Annotated in this window: 19 protein-coding genes and 1 pseudogene; 18 read left to right on the forward strand and 2 right to left on the reverse strand. The window is 67.1% G+C overall.

The annotated features are described in order from the left end of the window. Positions 1-563: pseudogene (locus GH736_RS04595) on the reverse strand (hypothetical protein); the annotation flags it as partial. 557 nt (positions 564-1,120) lie between these two features. Between GH736_RS04595 and GH736_RS04600 the strand changes: the two are divergent. From GH736_RS04600 to GH736_RS04660, 13 genes are all read left to right on the forward strand, one after another. Further along, on the forward strand, positions 1,121-4,192 hold the full coding sequence (locus tag GH736_RS04600) for a hypothetical protein (RefSeq protein WP_159600703.1): 3,072 nt from the start codon (positions 1,121-1,123) through the stop codon (positions 4,190-4,192). After that, positions 4,182-4,700, forward strand: a complete 519-nt coding sequence (locus GH736_RS04605) for a hypothetical protein (RefSeq protein WP_159600705.1) — start codon at positions 4,182-4,184, stop codon at positions 4,698-4,700. The genes GH736_RS04600 and GH736_RS04605 overlap by 11 nt, the downstream gene beginning before the upstream one ends. Before the next feature lie 121 nt (positions 4,701-4,821). Beyond that, positions 4,822-5,088, forward strand: a complete 267-nt coding sequence (locus GH736_RS04610) for a hypothetical protein (protein ID WP_159600707.1) — start codon at positions 4,822-4,824, stop codon at positions 5,086-5,088. A gap of 73 nt (positions 5,089-5,161) precedes the next feature. Continuing rightward, positions 5,162-5,392: a hypothetical protein gene (locus GH736_RS04615; RefSeq protein WP_159600709.1), complete on the forward strand. Its 231-nt coding sequence runs from the start codon at positions 5,162-5,164 to the stop codon at positions 5,390-5,392. Positions 5,393-5,487: 95 nt separating this feature from the next. Further along, on the forward strand, positions 5,488-10,857 hold the full coding sequence (gene dnaE, locus GH736_RS04620; protein WP_159600711.1) for a DNA polymerase III subunit alpha: 5,370 nt from the start codon (positions 5,488-5,490) through the stop codon (positions 10,855-10,857). Between the two features lie 43 nt (positions 10,858-10,900). Next, complete coding sequence (locus GH736_RS04625; protein ID WP_159600713.1) at positions 10,901-11,515, forward strand: exonuclease domain-containing protein; 615 nt, start codon at positions 10,901-10,903, stop codon at positions 11,513-11,515. Then, on the forward strand, positions 11,512-11,796 hold the full coding sequence (locus GH736_RS04630; RefSeq protein WP_159600715.1) for a hypothetical protein: 285 nt from the start codon (positions 11,512-11,514) through the stop codon (positions 11,794-11,796). Before GH736_RS04625 ends, GH736_RS04630 begins: the two co-directional genes overlap by 4 nt. Positions 11,797-11,904: 108 nt before the next feature. Next, positions 11,905-12,366, forward strand: coding sequence for a single-stranded DNA-binding protein (locus GH736_RS04635; protein ID WP_159600717.1), 462 nt, complete (start codon positions 11,905-11,907; stop codon positions 12,364-12,366). Positions 12,367-12,468: 102 nt separating this feature from the next. Then, the gene (locus GH736_RS04640; protein WP_159600719.1) at positions 12,469-13,383 is read left to right on the forward strand and encodes a hypothetical protein; all 915 of its coding nucleotides are present in this window, start codon (positions 12,469-12,471) and stop codon (positions 13,381-13,383) included. 23 nt (positions 13,384-13,406) lie between these two features. Then, positions 13,407-13,892: an HNH endonuclease gene (locus GH736_RS04645; protein WP_159600721.1), complete on the forward strand. Its 486-nt coding sequence runs from the start codon at positions 13,407-13,409 to the stop codon at positions 13,890-13,892. A 161-nt stretch (positions 13,893-14,053) separates the two neighbouring features. Continuing rightward, positions 14,054-15,856, forward strand: a complete 1,803-nt coding sequence (locus tag GH736_RS04650) for a M23 family metallopeptidase (protein ID WP_159600723.1) — start codon at positions 14,054-14,056, stop codon at positions 15,854-15,856. Between the two features lie 50 nt (positions 15,857-15,906). Next, positions 15,907-16,566 (forward strand): hypothetical protein, encoded by a 660-nt coding sequence (locus GH736_RS04655; protein ID WP_159600725.1) that lies wholly within the window; start codon positions 15,907-15,909, stop codon positions 16,564-16,566. A gap of 33 nt (positions 16,567-16,599) precedes the next feature. After that, a complete protein-coding gene (locus GH736_RS04660; RefSeq protein WP_159600727.1) occupies positions 16,600-17,442 on the forward strand; it encodes a hypothetical protein in 843 nt (280 codons plus the stop codon). A gap of 49 nt (positions 17,443-17,491) precedes the next feature. Here GH736_RS04660 and GH736_RS25715 read toward each other — a convergent pair whose 3' ends face one another. Then, positions 17,492-17,818 carry a helix-turn-helix domain-containing protein gene (locus GH736_RS25715; RefSeq protein ID WP_407922324.1) on the reverse strand — a complete coding sequence of 109 codons (327 nt, stop codon included), beginning with the start codon at positions 17,816-17,818 and terminating at the stop codon, positions 17,492-17,494. Between the two features lie 113 nt (positions 17,819-17,931). Here GH736_RS25715 and GH736_RS04670 point away from each other — a divergent pair, with 113 nt between their 5' ends. The 5 genes from GH736_RS04670 to GH736_RS04690 all read left to right on the forward strand — a co-directional run. Then, a complete protein-coding gene (locus GH736_RS04670) occupies positions 17,932-19,041 on the forward strand; it encodes an ArdC-like ssDNA-binding domain-containing protein (protein WP_159600731.1) in 1,110 nt (369 codons plus the stop codon). 33 nt (positions 19,042-19,074) lie between these two features. Next, entirely contained in the window at positions 19,075-19,218 is a 144-nt protein-coding gene (locus tag GH736_RS04675; protein WP_159600733.1) for a hypothetical protein, read from the forward strand. 39 nt (positions 19,219-19,257) lie between these two features. Then, the gene (locus tag GH736_RS04680) at positions 19,258-21,384 is read left to right on the forward strand and encodes a DEAD/DEAH box helicase (protein WP_159600735.1); all 2,127 of its coding nucleotides are present in this window, start codon (positions 19,258-19,260) and stop codon (positions 21,382-21,384) included. After that, a complete protein-coding gene (locus tag GH736_RS04685) occupies positions 21,381-21,758 on the forward strand; it encodes a hypothetical protein (RefSeq protein WP_159600737.1) in 378 nt (125 codons plus the stop codon). The genes GH736_RS04680 and GH736_RS04685 overlap by 4 nt, the downstream gene beginning before the upstream one ends. Next, a partial coding sequence (locus tag GH736_RS04690) for a hypothetical protein (RefSeq protein ID WP_159600739.1) occupies positions 21,745-22,067 on the forward strand: 323 nt, incomplete at its 3' end. The genes GH736_RS04685 and GH736_RS04690, both read left to right, overlap by 14 nt.

A 22,067-nucleotide genomic window follows, 5' to 3' on the forward strand; every position in this document is an offset into this window, starting at 1 on the left:
GGTTCGGCTGGCGTGGGCGGCCATGTCGCGGCGCCTGGGAGTGAGGGCCATGGGGCGACGGCCGGCGCGGCTGCAGGAGCCGGGGCCGCGGGGGTAGGCGGCGTGAAGTCCAGCGCTGACCCGCCGATGGTCCCGTCGATGTTCACGATGAGCTCGGCGCGGGGGTCATGCGGGACGGGGAAGCCGATCGCCTCGAGGACGTGCCCGACGGTGGTGGGCAACTGCAGGTAGCGGGCTTCCTGCGCGTCGATGTACGACGGCGATGCCGGGTCTTCGGCGCGGAGCACCAGCACGGGGCTGATCGGTGCGTTCCGCTGGACCCACGCCTTCAGACCGACGACCCGGTCCTTCGGGTCAAGCGACCGGAAGGACGAGACGACGATCGGGATGCGGGTGCCGTTGAGGTCGCCGGAGTCGCGGGCGCGGACGATCTCGCCGTGGATCGCGGCTGCGGCGGAGGCGAAGTCCGCGTCGGTGATGACGCGGAAGCCCAGCTGCCGAAGCGTGTCGCTGAGCGCGGGGAGCTCGACGAGCCCGAGTGTCGGGGCGTGGAATGGGTCCATACCCGTTCCTGTGCGAGGTCGCGAAAATCGGCTGGGATCCCAGCGATGGCGCGGATCTCGGATGTCGCCGACTCACCAGGCGAAGGCTCGCTGGGGGTCGAATTGGAGCCAGGAACGGCCTCGAACGGGAAGTTCTGGGGCCGCTGGCGGCGCGGAGAGGCTTCAACGGTCGTGCGAGCTGCAGCGAGACTGCTGCGCTTCAAGCACCCCGAAGCTGGCGGTTACCGAAGTTACCGCCGGTTACCAGCTCTCGGTAACCGAGCCGATCCCAGACGGCAGTAGGGCGAGAGGCCCCTTTCTTTCTTCTAGTTACCGAGTTACCAAACAAACAACATCTCTATACGCGAGGGCTGCTATATCTCCGGTGGCTTCTATTCACCTTTGGCTTCCTAATCCCCTATAGGCATAGATGTAGATCCGGTAACTCGGTAACCGACCCTGATTTGTGCCCTCTCATCAGGGAAAAGACGGTTACCGAAAGGTGGTAACCGGGTGGACACTTCGGTAACCGTGCCTGCCGTTCCAGCCGATTTTCTGTGGTTCGCACAGGAACGGGTATGAGCACAACCACCTCTTCCAGCCGTACCCCATGGGTCGCCGCTGACTACGCTCCTCAGGTCACGTTCAGCGGCGCGAACAAGCTCGCCGACTCCGGCGTCGCCCCGCTCGTCGCGGCCGCCCGCGGATACGAGACCATCGACAGCCTCAATTCGAAGGACTTCGGCAAGGCGCACGCCATGGCCGCGAACTCCAAGCAGTTCCGCCAGGTGCAGCAGATCACCCAGCAGGTCGACGCGATGGTCATCCTCTGGTATCAGGCGGACCTCGTCGCGAACGCACACAAGGCCGGCGTGGACCCGATCTTCACCACCATGCAGCTGCGCCCCGCGGTTCCTCGCGTGAACCCGACCACCGGGAAGGCGCTGAAGTACGAGAACCTGACCGGGTCGCAGTCGGTCATCGACACGCACCCGGCCACGCCGCTCGAATGGTTCACCGCCGCCCCGAAGGTGCTCATCACCGAGGGTGTCCTGAAGGGCGACTCCGCGCTGACCGCACAGCTGCGGGCCGCCGGAGTCACCGACGAGGAGCTGAAGGGCAAGGGCTACACCAGCACCCGCGTCGGCGCCATCCACCGCCTCAGCGAACTCATGGAACGCGTCCCGCAGAAGGACCGCGTGCTCATCGTGTCCTTCGTCGGTGTCGCCAACTGGAAGGCGAACGAGGTCTGGATCTCGCTCAGCCTCCGCGACCGCCAGATGCTCCTCGCCTTCGACGGCGACATCTCCACCAACTGGAACGTCTGGTCGCAGGCGAACAACCTGTGGGAGTTCGCGAAGGGCCGCGGCGCCGTCGTGAAGCTCGTCGACTTGCACATCGAACCGGACTGGGACGCCGAAGCCGCAGAGCTCATCGCCGCGAACCGTTCCGGCGCGAAGCCGAAGCTCGGCGAGAAGGTCGGCCTCGACGACTTCCTCACCAAGCACGGCGACTGGAAGGACATCCTTCGCCGACTCCAGGACCGCCTCCCGGAGATCCCAGACCGCGCCCGCGACGACGTCCCCGTCGGAACCTGGAAGGTGTCCGAGGACGGCACCTCGGTGCAGGAGTACACCGGGCAGAAGGACGACATGGGCAACGCCCTGCCGGCCAAGTGGGAGGTCCGCTGCCACATCGGCGGCCGCATCGTCGCCGTGGAAACGCATCGCGCACCCACCCAGCGGGAGATCGAAACCGCCATCTTCGGCGAGGGCGTCGCCGACGAGGACGTCCCGATGCGATCCACCTGCCGTATCGAGCTGAAGTGGCTGAAGGAGGACGGCGCGGAGGACACCGCGGTCGTCACCGGCCCGTCGACGCTGCTGATGTACCCGCCGAGCGAGTGGGACAAGAAGAAGGCGGAGATCCCGAACAACTTGCTCCTCCACCCGGAGTGGCCGCCGGAGAAGGGCCAGAAGTGGCTCTCGGCGATCAAGGACAACAACGAGACCCCGGTCAAGCAGAACGTGTCGTGGACCACCATGGGCTACGTCCCGGTCGAGAACTCCACCGTCTGCGCGTACATCTCCGGGAAGACCGTGATCGCAGTGTCGAAGGAGGACCAGGACAAGACCGTCGCCGGTGTCAGCGAGATCGTCCTCCCTGGCTCGTCGAAGTTCAGCCTGCCCACCCTTCCCGGCGAACCCGGCGACGACCAGTGGCTCGCGCAGGTCCGATCCGACCTCGCCGACGTCCGCGGAATGTACATCGACCGTGGCGTCTGGACCGACCCCTGCGTCGCCGCGGTCGTCCTCGCAGCCGGTCTCCGCCCCACCGTGCCGGTCCGCACCACCACCGTGCTCTACGTCCAGGGCCCTCCCGGGCAGGGAAAGTCCTGGACGGTCGCGAAGATCCTCGCGTTCCACCAGGCGCGGAAGACGTGGACGAACAAGCACCTGCCCGGCTCCATGAAGGACACCGGCACGTCCGTCGAGCAGGCTCTCGCCCAGACGAACATCTGGGTGATGGACGACCTCGCCCCGTCCGCGGACCGCCGCCAGTCGGACATGGAGCAGTCCAAGGTCGGCGACATCATCCGCTCGGTGCACAACAGCTCGTCGAAGCGTCGTTCCGGCACGGAACTGAAGGCACGTGAGGTGTTCGACCCGAAGGCGCTGCTGATCGCGACCGCGGAGAACGAGCACACCATTAACTCGGTCCGTGACCGCACCGTCATCCTGAACCTCGACAAGAACTCGCTGACCGACGCTGCGGACGAGATGACCCGGTTCCGGGACACGAACTTCGCCCCTGCACGCCTGACCGTCGCCGCGGTCCAGGCGTACCTGTCGCTCGCGCAGAACCAGTCTTGGGCTGCCGTGGTCGCGGAGAACGAGAAGCTGGCTGAGTCGTACCGGAAGGTCGCCGAGAAGGTCATCGGCCAGAAGGTCGTCTCGGGCAAGTCGATCGCCCGTCACGTCGGCATGGCCGTGGACCTGATGATGGGCCTCGCACCGGTGCACATCCTCGCCAAGCTCGTCAATGACCGTGAGACCCTGGAACTCCTCGACACCCGCCGCCGGGACAACCTCCCGAAGCGGATCGCGGAGATCGTCTCCCGCGCGTTCTCCACGCAGGCTGAGGCGACCCCCGGCCGTTCGCTGCTCGAGGCGATCCGGAACCTCATCCAGTCCGGCGGGGCGCACGTCCTGAACGCCTCGGACCCCGGCATCCCTCCGATGGTGAACGGCACCCGCTCCGAGAACCGCATGCTCGGATGGCAGTACGACGCGCAGGACAAGCCTCGCCCGCTCGGTGAGTGCATCGGCTACTTCGTCGGCGAGAACGCGATCTTCTTCCAGCCGACGAACGCGTTCCAGACCGCGCAGCGGAAGTACCCGAACCTCCTTCCTCCGGGCACGGCAGCGTCGGTGTCGTTCGGCAGCCTCTGGAACGAGCAGCTCGCCCACGCGGACTACCTCAACAAGGGTGGCAAGGACAACCGCACCGACCGGGTGTTCAAGCTGAACGGCCGGTCAACCCGCGGCGTCCCGGTGCACGTCGACATCCTCCTCGGTGAGTCGCTGCCCGACGCACCCGAGACCGAGGTCGACGAGCTCGACGAGGACGACTGGTTCGATGCCGAATAGGCGCAAGGAGAAGGGCGACAAGGGGGAGCGCGACGCCGTCGAGTACCTTGTCGCCCTCTGCCCCGACCTGTGCCGTCCCGGATCGATGCGGATGCTCGGCGCCGGGCGCGCGCAGGATGTCGGCGACCTGTGGGTGTTCACTGACGCAGCCGTCCAGGTGAAGGCGTACGGCAAGGAGAGCCTGTCGTCGGCGATGTACACCTCCGCCACCTCGAGCGTGGTGCAAGCCGCGAACGGCCGCGTCCCGTACGGCGTCGGCATGGTGAAGATGCACAACGCCCGACCGGGGACGAACCGGTGGGTCGCCGCGGCGGTCAACTGGCCGGCACCCCTGGATCACCAGCCGGTCGAGTTCAAGGCGGCGACGGTCGCCGCCGAGTGGGCGAAACGGCTGCCGGCAGATGACCGGTCGGTCGGGATCATCACCCGGGCTGGAGCACAGACGATCTACGTGGCGCCGTTCCACACCTGGGTGGACGCGCTCCGGGTCGCGCTGTCGTCACCGTGACTCGCATTTCCCGCGTTCCGGTCAGCGACCGCCCAGCCCGCACATGTGGACTGGGCGGTCGGGCTGACCGCGCATGACGGTGGTGTCGAAACACACCTGCCCCGAGAATTCAGGAGATCCCATGTCCGCAGTCACCGCCACCAACGTTGAGCCCGCAACCTCCGAGCAAGACGTACCCACGGTCGCCGGCATCGTCAACGCCAGCGCATCCGCGACCGCGGCACCGACGGAGGACTCCTGGTACGACCCCGACTTCGACCGCGGCGACGCCATGCTCGCCGCCCGCGGCATCCGCAACGCCGTCGTCCTCGCTCTCGGCATGTGGGCGGCCATCATCGCCGCCGCCGCGCTCGTGCTCGTCGCCGTCAACCACCCCTGGCTGAGCTGAACCCAGCCCCGCACCAACCTGCAGCCCTCGCCCACGGCGGGGGCTGTCGTGTTTCCCCGCGCATGGAGGCGCTGTGAAGAACACCACCGCCCGAGCGCGACCATGCACGCCGCTCCGACGTTTCGTGCACGAGCAGGCACCGCTGATCGTCGGAGCCCCTCTCGCCGTCGCGATCTTCGCCGTGGCCGGCGCGATCATCCCTGGCGACGCGTCCATGACGGTGTCCGCCGGGACCATGTTCGTTCTGGTCGCCGTCGCGGTGCCCGTCGCGCTCGGCGCCATCCGCTTCCTGCGGAAGCTCTAGCGGCCTCAGCGGCCCCAGCCGATTTCCGCGCCCTCGCACAGGAACGGGTAGGGGCAGATTCCCCCGAACGCCTCACCACAGACCACGGAGACCAGATGAGTGACACGACCCGCACCGGCGGCTTCGTCCACCTGCACGTGCACACCGAGTACTCCGGCCTGGACGGGATGACCCGAGTCGGCGACGCCGCCGACAAGGTAGCAGCCGACGGACAGCCGGCGATCGCGATCACCGACCACGGCACCCTCGGAGGTGCGTGGGCGATGAAGGCAGCCGCGCAGAAGGCCGGCGTCAAGCCGCTCATCGGTGTCGAGGCGTACCTCGCGGTGATGACCGACTGGCGTGACGAGCCGGACCGCACGCAGAAGCAGAACGTCGAGGTTGACCGCGACGACGAATCCGCAGTCGACGACGACGTCGACGAGCGCGGCGGGTCGCAGAAGTCAGCGAAGAAGCTGAAGAAGTACGAGCACCTCACCCTGTTCGCGTACACCGAGCAGGGCTGGACGAACCTCGCGACCATCATGGACATCGCCGAGGAGTCCGGCTTCCACGCGAAGCCCCGCATCGACTACCAGCTGCTGAAGGAGTACCACGAGGGCATCCTCGTCCTCACCGGCTGCCTCGGCGGTCCGATCCTCGGCCCGATCAGCCGGGGCGCTGTCGACCAGGCTGACCGGAACATGGAACGGATCATCGACGCGGTCGGCAAGGACAACGTCTATGTCGAGATCATGGAGCACGGCATCGCCGTCGAATCCAACGCCCTCCCGGCGATGGTGGAATTCGCCCGCAAATGGGATCTGCCACTGGTCGCGACGAACGACTCCCACTACACGAACGCTGAAGACCACGAGACCCACGAAGCGTGGCTGGCAGTGCAGTCCGGTCGCGCCCTCACCGACCCGAAGCGGTTCCAGTTCCACGGCCGCGGGTACCACATCCGCACCGAGCAGGAGATGCGCGCGCTGCGCTCCGAGGACTGGTGGCAGGAGGCGTGCGACAACACAGTCAAGGTCGCCGAACGCTTCGCCGACAACGTCCTGCCCACTCCCAGCCTGCACCTGCCGCAGTTCCCGGTGCCGGCAGAGTTCAAGGACTCCGAGGAGTTCCTGTGGAGCCTCGCACTGGAGGGCGCGAAGAACCGCTACGGCGACCCGGTCCCCGACGAGGTGATCGACCGACTCAAGATCGAGATCGGCATCATCTCCGACGCCGGGTTCTGCGACTACTTCCTCATCATGCGTGACCTCGTCGACTGGGCCCGAAACGACGGGAACCTGCCCGACTGGGAGCACATCGACGGCGGCATCCTCGTCGGCCCCGGCCGCGGCTCCGCCGCAGGATCGGTGCTCTCGTACGTGCTGGAGATCGTCGACATCGACCCGCTCGAGCACAACCTTCTCTTCGAGCGGTTCATGGAGCCCGGACGACCCGACTACCCGGACATCGACTCGGACTTCGAGCAGCGCTACGTCAACCGAGTCCGCGCGTACCTCGCGCACCGGTGGGGCCACGACAAGGTCGCCCGGATCGGCACCCACAACGTCGCGCAGACGAAGGCCGCGATCAAGGACGCCGCACGCGTCCTCGACCTTCCTGCGGTCGGCAACCGCCTGTCCAAGGCGGTCCCGGACTTCAACACCTTCAAGGACCTTGACGACCCCACCAACCAGGGCACCGAGAAGTTCCGCTCGGAGCTCGAGGCGATCGGCCCGGACGGCGACCGCGTCGTCGACCTCGCCCGCCGTATCGAAGGCACGCTGAAGGGTGAGGGCATCCACGCGTGCGGGATCATCGTCTCCGATGTACCGCTCCGTGGACTCATCCCGCTCCGGCGCGACCGATCCAAGTCGACCTCGGGCGGCCTGAAGACCATCACCGCGTGGGACGCCCCTGACATCGGCGACATCTCCGGCGGCGGCGTCGGCCTCCTCAAGCTCGACATCCTCTCCATCCGAAACCTGGACATCGTCTCCCAGGCCATCGACTTCATCGAACAGACCACCGGGGAGAGGCTTGACGCGAGAAAGCTGCCTCACCCGGACACGAAGGGCGACCCAAAGGTCAACAACACCTGGTCCCTCCTCAAGGCCGGTCGTTCGTCCGGCCTGTTCCAGATGGACTCCAGCGGCATGCAGAACATGGCCCGATCCATCGCCCCTGACTCCTGGGCCGACCTCTCGGCGATTCTCGCGTTGTTCCGGCCGGGACCACTCGGCGCCGGCATGGATCAGCAGTTCGCAGACCGCAAGGCTGGAATCGCGAAGATCGACTACGACCAGTTCACTCTCGACCCCGGCGAGCAGGAAGTCATCGCTTCGGTCCTCGGCGAAACCTACGGCGTGTGGTGCATCGCCGAAGGGCAGCGCGTCTGGTCAGTGACCCAGTCGGCCTATGTTCCCATCGAAGACATCGCCGTCGGCGAGCTGGTGCAGGGCGTCACCCCTGAGGGCAACTACGTCGCCGCGCCCGTGACTGCAGCGAAGATGACAGGCATCCGCCCCACCGTCAAGCTCGCCTTCGCGAACGGACGCACCCTCCAGCTGACCACCGACCACCAAGTGCTCACAGTCCGCGGATGGATCCAGGCCGGCGACCTCACCACCGACGACGTCATCGCATCGCCGTGGTCTCTCCTCGAAGGCGAGCAGACGGCATCAACTGCGGCCGAGGAGGACCTCGCCGCCCTCACCGGATACCTGATCGGCGACGGCGGGTTCACCACTGGGACCGTGAGCTTCTTCAACCAGGAGCACTCGCTTCACGAAGAAGTGGTTCGAATCGCGAAGGCGAACTTCTCGGATCTCACCGTGCAGACGAGCGAGCAGGTCAGAGGAGTGCGCCGGACGAAGCTGAGCGGCCCGCGCACCCACGGCGGAAAGCCTGGCTCGAATCCCAGCCAGATCGTCGAATACTTCCGTTCCGTCGGCCTTCTCGCCGGTCGTGGCGGCTGCCACTCTCGTGACAAGTTCATCCCCGAGTGGATCATGAAGTCCTCTCCTTCGGTCCACGCTCGAGTACTCGCTGCACTCTGGGACACCGACGGCACCGTGTCCCAGCGAGGACACCGCCGACCGGCGGTTGCCTTCAAGACGATTTCGAAGCGCCTCGCCGACGACGTCATGACCCTGTTGCACCGCCGCGGGATCACCACGACCGTGACCAGGTCCGCGTACGTGAACCCGACGGGCGCCCGCGAGGTCGCGTTCCAAGTGGGCGTCCTCGACATCGTGGAGTTCCGCAATTTCGTCGCCCGCCACCTTCGGCACGAGGGGAAGTCGGAAAGGCTTCGCTCGGTGCCGGACGTGCTTCCCAGCCGATCCGGTGGATCGCGGGTTTCGAAGTCTGAGGTTGTCGCTTTCCAGGCGCGGCTCGAGGCGTCGTGGCGTGCAGCCGGGGTCAAGAAGTCGTGGAAGGGGTGGCTCAAGGAGAACGGCTACACCTACAACCCAGCGGGGAACCGTAGAGCCCAGCCGAATGTCGGGGCGCAGGTCATCTCCCACCTCGCAGCTGCATCCGGCGACGACCGACTGAGCGAACTGGCCGGTTCACGCTGGCTGAAGGTCAACAGCATCACCGAAGCCCCGGTCACACCGGTGTACGACATCAGCGTCGACGAGGTCCACAACTTCGTCGCCGAGGGCGTCGTCGTTCACAACTGCTTCCAGGAACAGTTGATGCGACTCGGCGCCTCAATGTCCGGGTTCGACGCGAAGAAGCGCTCCAAGCTCCGCAAGGCGGTCGGCAAGAAGGACATCAAGGTGTTCGAGGAGGTCGCCACGATGTTCATCGACGGCGCCGTCCAGGAGCTCCGCGATGAAGACGGGAACGTGACGAAGATCGCGTTCCAGCGTGAGACGGCGCAGCGAGTGATTGACGCGATGCGCGCATCCGCGTCGTACCTGTTCAACGCATCCCACTCGGCCGCGTACGCGCAGTTGGCGTTCGTCACTGCGTACCTGAAGGCGAACTGGCCGGCTGAGTACGGCGCGGCAGTGCTCTCAACCACCAGCGCCGACGACAAGCGCCTCGCAGCGATGGCGGCCCTGGAGTCCGAAGGCATCACCATCCTGCCGCCGGACGTGAACCGGTCTCAGCGGATCACCAGCCCGGAGGGCGGCGCGGTCCGTCTTGGTCTGACGGAGATCAAGGGTGTCGGCCAGCTCGGCGACGACGTTGTCGACGCCCGCGACCGTGCGGGAGTGCCGTTCGACTCGTTCGGCTCGCTCGTGTACCGACTCTCGGATGTCGCGGAGAAGAAGACCCCGTCGATCGCGGCGATCGAGGGGCTCGTCGAGGCCGGCGCGTGCGACGAGTTCGGCCCTCGACTCGGGCAGCTGATGATTGCCCGCGCGGTGAAGCACCGCCCGTCCCTGCCGGTACCAGACGCTGAGTTCGGTGTGCTCGAGCGTTCGATCCGCCAGCGCGCGCGTCTCGGCGTGAACCTCGGCGAGCACCCGCTGTCCACCCTCAGCGACCAGGTCCGCAATTGGTCGATGCCCGGTGCGAGCGAAGACAAGGAGGAGCTTCGTATCCGACGCCGCGTCGGCGGCGCCCACGCCATCCCGATCTCCAAGATCCCGGACCGGAACGGCGAGGACGTCCTCACCGCTGGGCTGCTCGCGAAGTGGACGGAGACGGCGTACTCGCGCGGCCGCCGCGCGAACATCACCCTCGAAGGCTCGTCGGTCAGCATCGAAGGTGTCCTGTGGGACGACGCACTGAAAGCCGTGAAGGAGGTCCCGCCGGTCGGGTCGGTCGTCGCGGTCTACGCGACCGTGTCGATGCGTGAGCGGGAGATCCGCGACGAGGACGACGAGCTGATCGAGACGGTGACGACGAAGGAGATCACCGTCCGGCGTCTGTACCCGATCCCGGTGTTCGATCCGGCGTTCGGCTCGTTCCTCGAACAGCAGAAGGCTGCGGGGATGACGAACATGTCGGTGCCGGTGATGCCGCTCCTGAAGCTGATGAAGCCGAAGGCGGCGAAGGCGAAGCCGCCGGCAGCGCCGGCACGCGGCGGGGTCGTGAACCACTCGGTGGAGCCTCCCACCGAGCCGGAGCCGGTCTACCCGGCGGAGCCTGCGTACGAGTACGAGAGCGTCCCCGAATGGGCGATCCCGGACGACATCCCGGAGTCGGTGCCCGACTACGACGAGGCCACGGTGGAGGCGGCATCGGCGCTCGAGGCGGAGTTCCACGGCGCCGTCGAGTCTGAGCCGGCAGCCGACCCCGACGTGTTCGAGCTGGAGCTCATGACCATCGAGCCCGACGAGGACCACGACGAGGAGGAACTCGACGAGGACGAGCTCGTGTACCGGGCCCTGCTCGGCAAGGTGAAAGCACCGGCACCGGTGAAGCAGCAGATCGTCATGCCGAAGCAGGACACCGACGATGACTTCTTCGGCGGGTTCGTGTTCGGCAAGCCTCGCGTCGTGAAGCCGGCCGCCACCTCCAGCTGAACACGTCGGTGGGGTGGTGGTCGCGCCCGCGCATGTGTCGAGCATGACCATCACCACACCCCGCACCCTCACCAACGTGTGGGTCGACCTCGAGTGCACAGGTCTCGACCACGAGCTCGACGCCATCCTCGAGATCGGCGCCATCGGCACAGACGAGAACCTCGACGAGCTCTTCGAGTTCACCTCCACGATCCGCGCGCCGCGCGCCGCCATCAACCGGATGCGCGCGAACCCGTACGTCCGTCCGATGCACCTGGCGAACGGCTTGTTCGACGAGGTGACCGACCCCGCTTCCAGCGCGCAGCTTCCCGATGTCCTCGACGTCGAAGCCGCCTTGATCGAGGAGGTCATGGCGCACCAGCTCCGCAAGGACCACACGGTGATCCTCTCCGGGTCCGGTGTCAGCCACTACGACATCCGGTTCCTGAAGCAGCACATGCCGGCGCTTTCGACGCTGTTCTCCGACCGCGAGTTCTGCGACACCGGCCAGGAACGCCGCGCGTACTTGCGTGACACCGGCACCGATCTCGCCTTCGTGAACGACCTGAAGCCGCACCGCGCCTTGGATGACGTCCGCCTCCACCTCGAGGAAGGTCGCATCCAGCGCGCCGCCCGGCAGCGCATCGTCGCCCTGAGCGCAGAGCTGGTGTCCGCATGAGCTCGATCGCCTCGTCCCCGTCCCCGGAGGACGTCACCCCACTCGTGAACGCCGCCGACGATGTGCTGGCGATGCTGTCCGCGCTCGAGCAGATCGAGACCGGCTTCCCGTACCTCGCTCACGAGCAGGCTGCCGGCCTGACCATGGAGCGCCGCGTCACCGCCCTGGCAGGCCTTGCCCGGCTGATGATGCGGCTCATCGAGATGGAGACCGGCGCGACGAACGAGCAGGTAATCGCGAAGATTCGCGAGCAGCTGGTCCTCGCATCCGCGGGTCTCTGAACCGCCGCGCACCTAGAAGACCCCGGTGCGGGACAAACCCGCGCATGAGGTAACCGAACGCCCCGACAGGGCGCTCACAACGAATATACGAAAAGGAAGAAGATACACATGGCTGGAGAGACCCGCATCACCGTCGTCGGCAACCTGACGGCGGACCCGGAGCTCCGTTACACCCAGGCCGGTCTGGCCGTCGCGAACTTCACGATCGCGTCGACGCCGCGCAACTTCGACCGCCAGGCGAACGAGTGGAAGGACGGCGACGCGCTGTTCCTCCGTTCGAGCGTGTGGCGCGAGTTCGCCGAGCACGTCGCCGGCTCGCTCACGAAGGGCACCCGAGTCATCGCGGAGGGCCGCCTCGTGCAGCGCTCCTACGAGACGAAGGAGGGCGAGAAGCGCACCGTCATCGAGCTCGAGGTCGACGAGATCGGCCCGAGCCTGCGGTACGCCACCGCGTCGGTGACCCGCGCGCAGGGCGGCTCGCGCAACGAGTCGAACGCGTCGGCCCCGGCCGGCGCTGCCGTCGCCGCTGCACCCGCAGCCGCGGCCGCTGCCGCGAACGACGACTTCTAGGAGTCAACGGCACTGAGGTCTGACGACCGCGCGAAGGCCCGCATCGATGTCTGATGCGGGCCTTCGCTGTACCCGCACACTGTCGCCGCATGTCTTCCCGGTGTGCGTGAGGAGCAGGAACGCCGACCCCTGAGCCTGCTGCGCCGGCCCCGCGACACCATCCGTCACCACCTGACCGGACCTCTCGCGAAGACCGCGGCCGCAGCAGCGATCGTCTGCGCCCTCACCGCCGGCACCGCCACCCACTGGGACTCGATCTCCACCACCGTCGACGGGTTCGTGCAGACGGTCGCCGGGCAGGTCGTCGGCACGCCGGAGCCGACCGACTCCGCCGATGCCGCGAAGGACCTCGAGGCAGCACGCACCGCCGCTGCAGAGCAGGTGAAACGGTCCGAGAAGGTGGTCGCCGATACCGCCGGGATCCTCGACCCTGCAGCATCCGGTTCGGTGACGTCATGGGTGACGAAGTGCCAGAAACTCGTGAAGTCCGCGAAGCGGGCAGCCGAGCTGCTCGGATGCGTGAACTCCCTCGCCGACGCCACCGACGCCTTGAAGACCCGACTCGACAACGCGATAGCCGCGGCCGCGCAGCAGCAGAAGGATGCGGAGGAAGCCGCCAGGAAGGCTGAGGAGGAACGGAAAGCCGCCGAACAGGCCGCGCAGAACCCGGGCGGCGGGAACCCCACTGGTGGCGGGAACCCTGCCCCACAGCCGCAACCTCAACCCCAACCACAACCTCAGCCCCAACCGGGAAGCGGAGGCGGCGGCGGGTCCGCGGCCGCGACCGGCTCCATGTCGTACGAGTGCGACGGCAACGCCACCGTCACCTTCCGGGTCACCGGCTCCGGGAACCTCACGGTGAACCTCACAGGCCCAGGCGGCGCATCCGGTGCTGGGACGTTCACCGGGTCGGGCTCCATCACGAAGTCCCTGACCGGCGGGACCGGCGTGTACAGCGTCTCGTACACCGGCGTGGACGCGCAGGTCGTCGCGAACGCTGCCGGCAACTGCTGGTGAGCGCCGCCGCATGTCTGGAAGGCATGCACCCCATCACCTCCGCCTTCGCTGACGCGACCCCGGATGTGAACACCATGCAGGTGCAGCACTTCGTCGAGGAGCGCCCCTGGGCGATCGTCATCGTCGTCGCCCTCGTCCTGATCGGACTGGCGATCGGCGGCGGCCGGTACCGCGGCCGCCCGGACCAGCTGGACTCCAGGCGCCGCTTCACGGACGCGCAACGGCGTGAGGGGTCACGCCGAGCCGGAGACGGCCGCTGCGAGCACAAACTCCCGATGTGGGTCCGTTGCCGGAAGACCGGCACCCACGCCGACCACATCTACCCGCACTCCCGGGGCGGCCAGACCACCCTGTCTAACCTGCAGATGCTCTGTCCTCACCACAACCTCGCGAAGTCGGACAAGATCCCCTCCGCCCTGTACGTGTGGCGGCTCGAGCGGCGCCGCACACGATACTTCCCGGCGGGGGTGTCCCCGAAGGTTGAGTGGCGGCGAGGTCGGACATGGTGAACGTCCCGAAGCCACCGCTCGGCGGGAAGATTCCCGGTGCCGGAGCCCCCAAACCTCACGTGTCGAAGATGGTGAAGCCTGCCGGCCCTGCCGCACCGAACCTTCCCGCGCCGGCGCGACCAGCCGCACCCGTGCCATCTTCCCCGCAGGCACGCCCGCCAGTGCCGACAAGAGCGCAGCAGGCGACCGGGAAGGTGATCGGATCGGCTGACCGAGCCGCCGCGAACACCGAACCAGCCGAACCGGGTCCTGGCGAGAAGCCGAAGCTGCGCGACCGTGTCGGCAAGGAAGTCAGGAACGCCCTCAGCAACGGCGCTCACACCGAACCGGGGGAGAAGCAGTCGCTCGCGTCCGCGGCCCTCGGTGTCGGCGCCGCGGCAGCCCGCGGTTTCGCGACCGGCAACATCGCCGGGGCGGTCAAGTCCGGTGGCATGGCCGCGGTCAAGAACAAGCGGCTCCGGAACCTGATCCTCGGGATCGTCGGCGGGCTGGTCGCTTTCGTGCTCGTCCTCGTCGGCGGTCTGGGCCTCATGATCTACTCCGTCACGACTGCGGCGTTCGCGGCTGTGGAGCAGGCATCGCAGGACTCTGCGGCTTCTGCTGGGGTGGACGGTAAGGATCTCGACCGGTACCGCGAGCTGGCGACCAAGTCCGATCTCCCATGGCAGGTGATCGCCTCCCTCGCGAAGACCCTCGGTGAAGACCCGGACACCGCCGCACTCGCGAAACTCCTCGACGCGGCCGATCCCGACCATGAGGCCCGCGATCTCGGAGCGGGCTCCGTCGTCACCGAGGAGGGCGCAACCCGAACGATCGGGAATGTCGACGCTGAGAAGACGGCAGCCGAACAGGTCGAGAAGGTCTACGTCACCGCGATGACCTCATACCCGGGAATGGACGCTCAGAAGGCGAAAGCCACCTACGACCGCGCGCTCGGCTGGGTCCTCGGCCAGTCGCAGAGGTGTGCACCGTCCTCCGGCCCGGGCGACGGAACGCTGACCGTCAAGGGCGCGGCCATGACCGGGGAGCAGGTCGAGAACACCAAGATCATCCTCGGGGTGATCAAGTCGGCACTGCCCGGCGCGACCACCGCTGACCTCACGCAGGCGGCTCACATCACGATCGCCACCGCGATCGTCGAGTCCCGAATCACTAACCACGACCAGAAGGTCGACCACACCAGCCTCGGCATCTTCCAACAGCAGGACTGGTGGGGCTCGGACGAGCAGCGCCTCCGCCCTGACTGGTCCACGGCACGGTTCCTGAAGGCGCTGTTCGCCGTCCCCGGCTGGCAGGTCACTGACCCCGGCGTTGTCGCACAGACCGTGCAGGTCTCCGCGTTCCCGGACCGGTACACGCAGTTCATGGGCGAGGCCCGCGGGATCGTCGCCGCCTACTGGGCGCAGTCACCGCCGGTCGCGATCCCAGCGGACATCAACGTCGGCGTGCCCATCGCACCGGGCGGAGTGGCCATCGGCGGCTCCGGCCAGTCCTGCATCGTCGCCGGTGGACCCTGGGTCCTGCCGTTCGACATCGGATCCAGCGCGAAGATCTCCGACTGGTTCTCCTACGGTGACGCGCTCCGCCTTGACCAGCGCAAGCACGACGGCATCGATATCTCCATGCCGGAAGGCTCACCGGTCTACTCCGCGTCCGCCGGGAAGGTGATCGCCTCGAGCGGCAACCGCGAAGACGGCGGGCTCGGCTACTACGTCATCATCCAGCACGGAGAGGTGTACGCCAGGTACCTCCACTTCGTCCGGCCACCCACACTCAAGGTCGGCGACACCGTCACCCCGGGGCAGCAGGTCGGCGAAGTCGGCACCACCGGTGACTCCAACGGCAACCACCTGCACTTCGACCTGACGCTCGCCGGCAAGAAGATCGACCCGGTCCCGTACATGCTCGAACGCGGCGTCGACTTCCGAATCGTCCCCCTTCTCCCACCGACCCGCCCGTACTGACGCGTCACCCGCGCATGATGCGGGCGACACCCGATCGAAAGGACCCCGGGGTGAACCCGAAACTCAAGTGGACGCTCATCGCAGGCGGTGCTGCCGCGGCGGTCGCCGTCACCGCCGTCATACTGGTGAACCAGCCAGGCGCTCCCGGCAAGGTGGAGCAGACCGACACCCCAGCTGCGATCGCGACCCTCCCGCCGATCGACCCGACCGCCACCGCGATCCCAGGCGACGACGCACACAACGACGCCGGCGCCGCCGCCCCCGACCCGAACTGGGACGAGGACGGATCGACCGACGGTCACAAGACCGGCGAGACCGTCGACTGGAACACCGTGAAGGACGTCGCCGGCCACGCCGTGATGGAGTACTCCCGAGTCATCGAAGGTGAGAGCGCGGACGCCCGCGCCGCACGTCTCGCCCCGTACATCGAGGCCGGATCGCCGCTCCTCACCCAGGAGCCAACGATCGGGAACCCGTGGGGGTACGCGAACGTCCAGCAGAACAACATCATCTGGCGCGGCGACCCCGTCTCCGGCGTCAACGACAAGGTCGACGGCCAGTACGTCGTCATGACCGTCGCCCCGTACAACGCCATTTACACCGTGAACGAGCAGCCGCAGGACGTCGTGAACACCGGCAAGTGGGACGTCCGCGTCTCCGAGACCACCGGCAAGGTAACCGCGATCACCGAGCCCGCAATCCTCTACTGACCTTCCCGAGAAAGCCCGCACACCTACAAGCCCATGAGCACCAACACACTCCGCCGCGGCGGACCCGGCCCCGACCGCACCCAGTTCGCAGGATCCACCCCCACCCCAGCTGAGACCACCCTCATCGCCGGCGGAGTGACCAGCCCGACCGCAGCCCTCGTCGACGACTGGCTAACCAAGCCCGGCAAGTCCCTTCCGTTCGGCGGCCGCGACCGACTCATCGAAGCCCTCGCTGACGAGGACCAGGTCGACGAGGTCACCATCGGCTACTGGCACCGGAAGGTCGCGGCCGAGCTCGCCGCCAACTCCCTCAACAACCAGGACCTCGCGCGCGTCGAGGAGGCTGTCGAGGTCCTCGACCAGGTCGGTCGGTCCGACCTCGCGAAGTCGGTCGCCCGGACTGTCGAGAACGCCTACCAGGTGCAGGTCGCCGGCGCCGATGGCACGTCCACCGCTTCGCTCAACGACCCTCGCGTGGAGAACGGTGAGATCTTCGACCGGCTCGTCGACGCGGACGGGACCGTCTTCGAACGTGTCCGGCCGGGCTTCGAGCCGTACTACCCGGGAACGGTTCGCTTCCAGGCGGACCGGGTCCTCTCGGCCGCGGAGGCGGAGCGTTTCGCTCAGCTCGTCGGGTACGCGCACAAGTCGGTCCTGCACTCCCAGGAGGACCTCGGCGATCCGAAGATCGACAGCCTGTACTCGCTCACCTTCAGCGGCATGAGCCGTCTGAAGGGTGAGAACTTCCAGGCGTACATCGACACCATCAACACGTACCTGGCCGAAGGATCCCCGGAACGGCAGAGCGCCGGCTACACCCGGCTGATCGAAGGCATGGAGAACCCGCCGGCGTTCGAGCTGTACTACGCCGACTGACCAGAAGCTTCCCTGCGAAGCCCGGCCGCGAACGTGCGGCCGGGCTTCGTCATTTCGCTCCTTCGCTGGGTATCCCCGTGAGCACCCAGGCGAGGTCAACTTCGCACGCCTTCGCCCACCGCTGGATTGTTGCGGTCTGTGGGGTGTTCGCACCTCGTTCCGCGTTGCTGATGGTCGCGCGCGAGATCCCCGCCTTCGCCGCCAATTCGCGCTGCTCCAAGCCGGCATGCTCGCGGGCCCTCCGCAGCCGATCGGCGAGCGTCCAAACGGGGATCTTCAGCTCCGTACGCCGTGTCTCGCGGATCCACCTGCCACGCAGATAACGCGGAGAGATCAACTGATTTGGGCCAGGAGCGGGCGAAGAATGCGAGGGCATGATTCGAGGCAACCATGCGCAATAGAGGTTGTCGAGTGACAACTTTGCGGTGACATGTCATGGCAGGTGGCAGGCAGGCTGTCACCCTGGCGGCCGCCGCACACCCATGAGGCATGGCAACGAACAACGCCCCCACCGCCCTCGTCGACCTCAACGGCGACCACCACTCCGGCGACGGGAAGTACACCGAGCACACCCTCTCCGCAGCCGACGTCGTCCTCGGTGACGGAGACGGCGCGAAGTCAGCTCGCGACCAGGCACGCTCGGAGGCGTCAGCCCGGAACCAAGAGCAGGCGAAGGAGTTCCTGAAGGAACTCGAAGGCGCCGTCGCGAACCTCGACAAGGACGAGAACTGGACCCGCTACCTCGACGCGATGTCCAAGCTCCCGCGGTACTCGCTGAACAACCAGCTGATCATCATGGGGCAGATGCCTGGCGCCACCCGTGTCGCCAGCTTCAACACCTGGAAGAAGCTCGGCCGGAACGTGAAGGCCGGCGAGAAGTCGCTGCGGATCCTCGCCCCCGGCAAGCGCTGGTACGCGGACCGTGAGGACGAGAAGGGCGAGAAGGTGAAGGTCAGCGGCGTCGCCAGCTGGACCACCGTCGGGGTGTTCGACATCTCCCAGACCGAAGGCGACCCGCTGCCACTGCCGTACGAGCAGCTGTCGGAGGAGCCACCCGAGGGGTTCATCGAGAACCTCGAGTCGTCCATCCGCGACGCCGGCTTCACCGTCTCCTACGAGGAGATCGCAGGCGGCAGCCAAGGCTTCACCGACGGGAAGGACATGCGTGTCGTCGTCGACTCACGCCTGAACCCCGCCGAGCGGGCCTCCGTCCTCGCGCACGAGCGCGGCCACATAGCCTGCGGCCACCTCGACCGTGTCGGCGAGTACCACACCGGGAAGGGCGGATGCCGCGGCGCCATGGAGGTGGAAGCGGAGTCGTTCGCCTACACGATGTGCCGCGCGAACGGCATGTCCACGCAGCTGAAGGGCGCCGCGAGCACCTACGTGAAGGGCTGGTCCCGCACCGAACCGGAAGCCCTCTCCAAGGCCGCCGACAAGGTCCGCGAAGCGTTCGCCTCGGTGATGAAGGAGAAGCAGTTCCTCGTCGCCGACCTCGACGAATCCATCACCGCGGCGAAGTCAACGACTCGTCGGCCGGCCCGGAAGTCGACACGGAAGACCACCACTCGCACCACACGGGCCCGCCGGGCGGCATAACGCCCGGCGGCGTCCGCCGCATGTCCCCAGAACATGGACGACGAAGACTTCCTGGTGATCGAGCTCGAAGCCGATGACGCGTACATCCTGTGGCCGGTCGATGAGGAACTCCCGGATCTGGACGACCTCCCGGACGGTGTAGAACTCCGCCCGCTGTCGGAGCTCCGCGACCTCTGACCGCCCAGCCGGTTCCCGCGAACTCGCACAGGAACGGATATGGACGCTTTCCTCCAGGGGAGCTGGCGGCACCCGCGCCTGCTGCTCCGATTCGGCTTCAACGCGACGCACCCGCGCACCGGGAAGTACCTGCGGGATTGGGTGAAGACCCTCGAGAACCGATGGTTCGACAAGGAAGCCGGCGGCTGGATCGTCACCGGAATCGGCCCGCACCCGCACGAGACGATCACCGACGCGGGGTTCACGATCCGCTGGGTCGACGACCCCGATAGCGACCTCGCCGGCGTACGGAACCTCGACGAGCTCGTCACCCCGATCGCCCGCCTCCACGACAACGGCCGCCGCACCATGGTCCGCCACCGGTTCCTAGGCCGTGAGGCGACGGAGGAGATCGTCGGCTGGGGCGCCACCTGGGACCAGAAACGCTCCCTGCTGATGGTCCCCACCATCGACCTGCTCGGCGCCGACGGGAAGCCCCGGCCGGGCATCATCCACGACGAGAACGCGATCGCCGAAGCGGTACGCATCCGCAACCGTCCGACGGTGCCGCCGGAGCTCGCGGGGCTGCTCGCCAAGGCGGGATCCGCGCCGAGCCTCGACGTGTTCAACGAGAACGAGATCGCCACCCTCCGTTCGATCAATGGTGTGCTGCCCGCGTGGTTCGGGCTGCCGCTGTTCCCGTTCCAGGAGGTCGGGGCTCTGGCGGCCGCAGCTGGGCACAACTGCCTGTTCGACAGCCCGAGGGTCGGGAAGACGAGGTCGAGTCTCGCCGCTGCCACCCTCCTGAAGTCCCACCGCACCTTGATCGTCAGCCCGCCGCTCGTCCTCCTGAACTGGGAGCGGAACGTCCTCGAGTCGGGGCTCCACAACCGCGGCGGGAAGACCGACGGCCGCTGCGTGGTGTTCAAGACCGGTCGGAAGCAGCCGGAGCTCCCGGAGACCGGGGTGGTTATCGTGTCCGACTCGCTGGTCGCCGCGCGCCCGGAGTTGAAGGAGCTCATCGTGGGGTGGAAGCCGCAGGTGACGATCGTCGACGAAGCGCACCGCCAGGGAACGTACGGCACCAAGAGATGCGAAGCGGTGCTCGACCTTGCGCACATCACCGAGAAGATGGTGATCCCTCTCACAGGCACACCGATCTTCTCAAGCCCGACCGAGCTCACACCGCTGATCGAGATGTCCGGGCACATCGGCCCGGTGTTCGGCGGCGTCGACCCGTTCCTCCGGATGTTCACCACCCGTGACAAGTGGGGGAGGAACCACGCGAAGAAGCGCGGTCTGGAAGCGCTGAAGGCTCTACTCCGCCAGCACGTCTGGGTGCGCCGCACCAAGGAGCAGGTGGGCATCGGGATGAAACCCTCCCATGACGGGATGCTCCTCGAGGTGGACCTGAAGCTGTTCCGACAAGCTCACGACGACGTCCTCGCCGCGATCGCCGAGTGGGTTGAATGGTTCGAAGGCCAGCACGACCGGACACCGAACGATGAAGACGTCCAGGAGTTCGCCGCCACGAACCTTGGGCTGCTCTCCGCGATGCGGAAGGCCGCCGGCATGGCGAAGATCCCCGCGGCGACCGAACTGATCACCGAGCACATCGCCGCAACCACGGAGCAGGACAGGGACGGCGCACCGGTCTACAACCGGCCCCTGATCGTCTGGACCCACCACCGCGACGTAACCGAAGCGATGGCCGCCGCGCTCGACGGGAAGGTGGAAGGCTCCGCGATGATCATCGGCGGGATGAGCGACACCCAGAAGGACGACGTCGTCGCACGGTTCCAGGCCGGGAAGATCCCAGTCCTCGCCGCGTCCATCATCGCCGCCGGTGTCGGGATCGACCTGACCCGCTCCTCCGACGTCCTGTTCGTGGAAACCGACTGGACCCCCGCGAACGTCCAGCAGGCCCTCGACCGGGTGAACGGCGTCAACCAGTCGAAGCCGATCTCCGCGATCACGATGATCGCGAAAGGCACCCTCGACGAGCGGATCCAGAAGGTGCAGCACACCAAGGGGAAGACCCTCGAAGCGGTCCTCGGCGGCGGAGACCATGACGTGTCCGTGGCACCAGACATCGGGGAGATGCGCACCGCGAAGGAGATCGTCGTCGAGCTCACCAACGGGGTGCTGGCCCTGCTGGCGAAGCAGAACGGGAAGCGGGCGGCGTGATGTCGGCGGGCGGGTGGAGGCTGTCCGCGACAGCGGAGGTGATCGGCATGGCAGAACCCGCGCATGAACAGGTCATGGAGAAGATGATCGACACCGCCCCCGTCATGCCGGCCGCGCCGGCCGTGAAGGACCCGAAGTTCCGCATCCGCCGTGGCGTGGTGTTCGGGACGGCCCTCGTGGTCATCGGCATCGGCTTCGCGGTCGGAAACGCGTTCATGCCCGCGAAGGGTGTCAACAGCCTGTTCCTGCTGACGCTGTTCGCGCTGGCCGGCGGAGGCTGGCTGCTCTTCGACGCGTTCCTGGAGAGCCGCGCACGTAGCGAGCAGGACCGCAGCAACGTCACCTCGATCAAGGAGAAGCTTGGCCGCCACTAGGAACGCCGCGTTCGCCGCGGCGGAGATCGCACTCGTTGCAATCAAGCAGAACCGGAAGAACACCTGGTCCGAACTGATGGCCTCCGGGATCGACACGAGGCTCAGCCCCGCCGAGCTCGACCTCGTCAACCAGAACCTCCACGTCGTCGAGCAGCTGCAGGTGACCACCGGTGCGCAGATCACCGTCACCTGGTGTCAGGAGTGCGACAAGATCGCGTTCCTCGCCGCCGGCGCCCCTCCAGCGAAGTGCACGCTGACGCTCCGCTGCCCCGGATCCCCGGTGAAGGCCGGCGCGCAGGTGCGTCGCGT

The organism is Agromyces humi (genome assembly GCF_009720255.1).
Classification (GTDB): Bacteria; Actinomycetota; Actinomycetes; order Actinomycetales; family Microbacteriaceae; genus Agromyces; species Agromyces humi.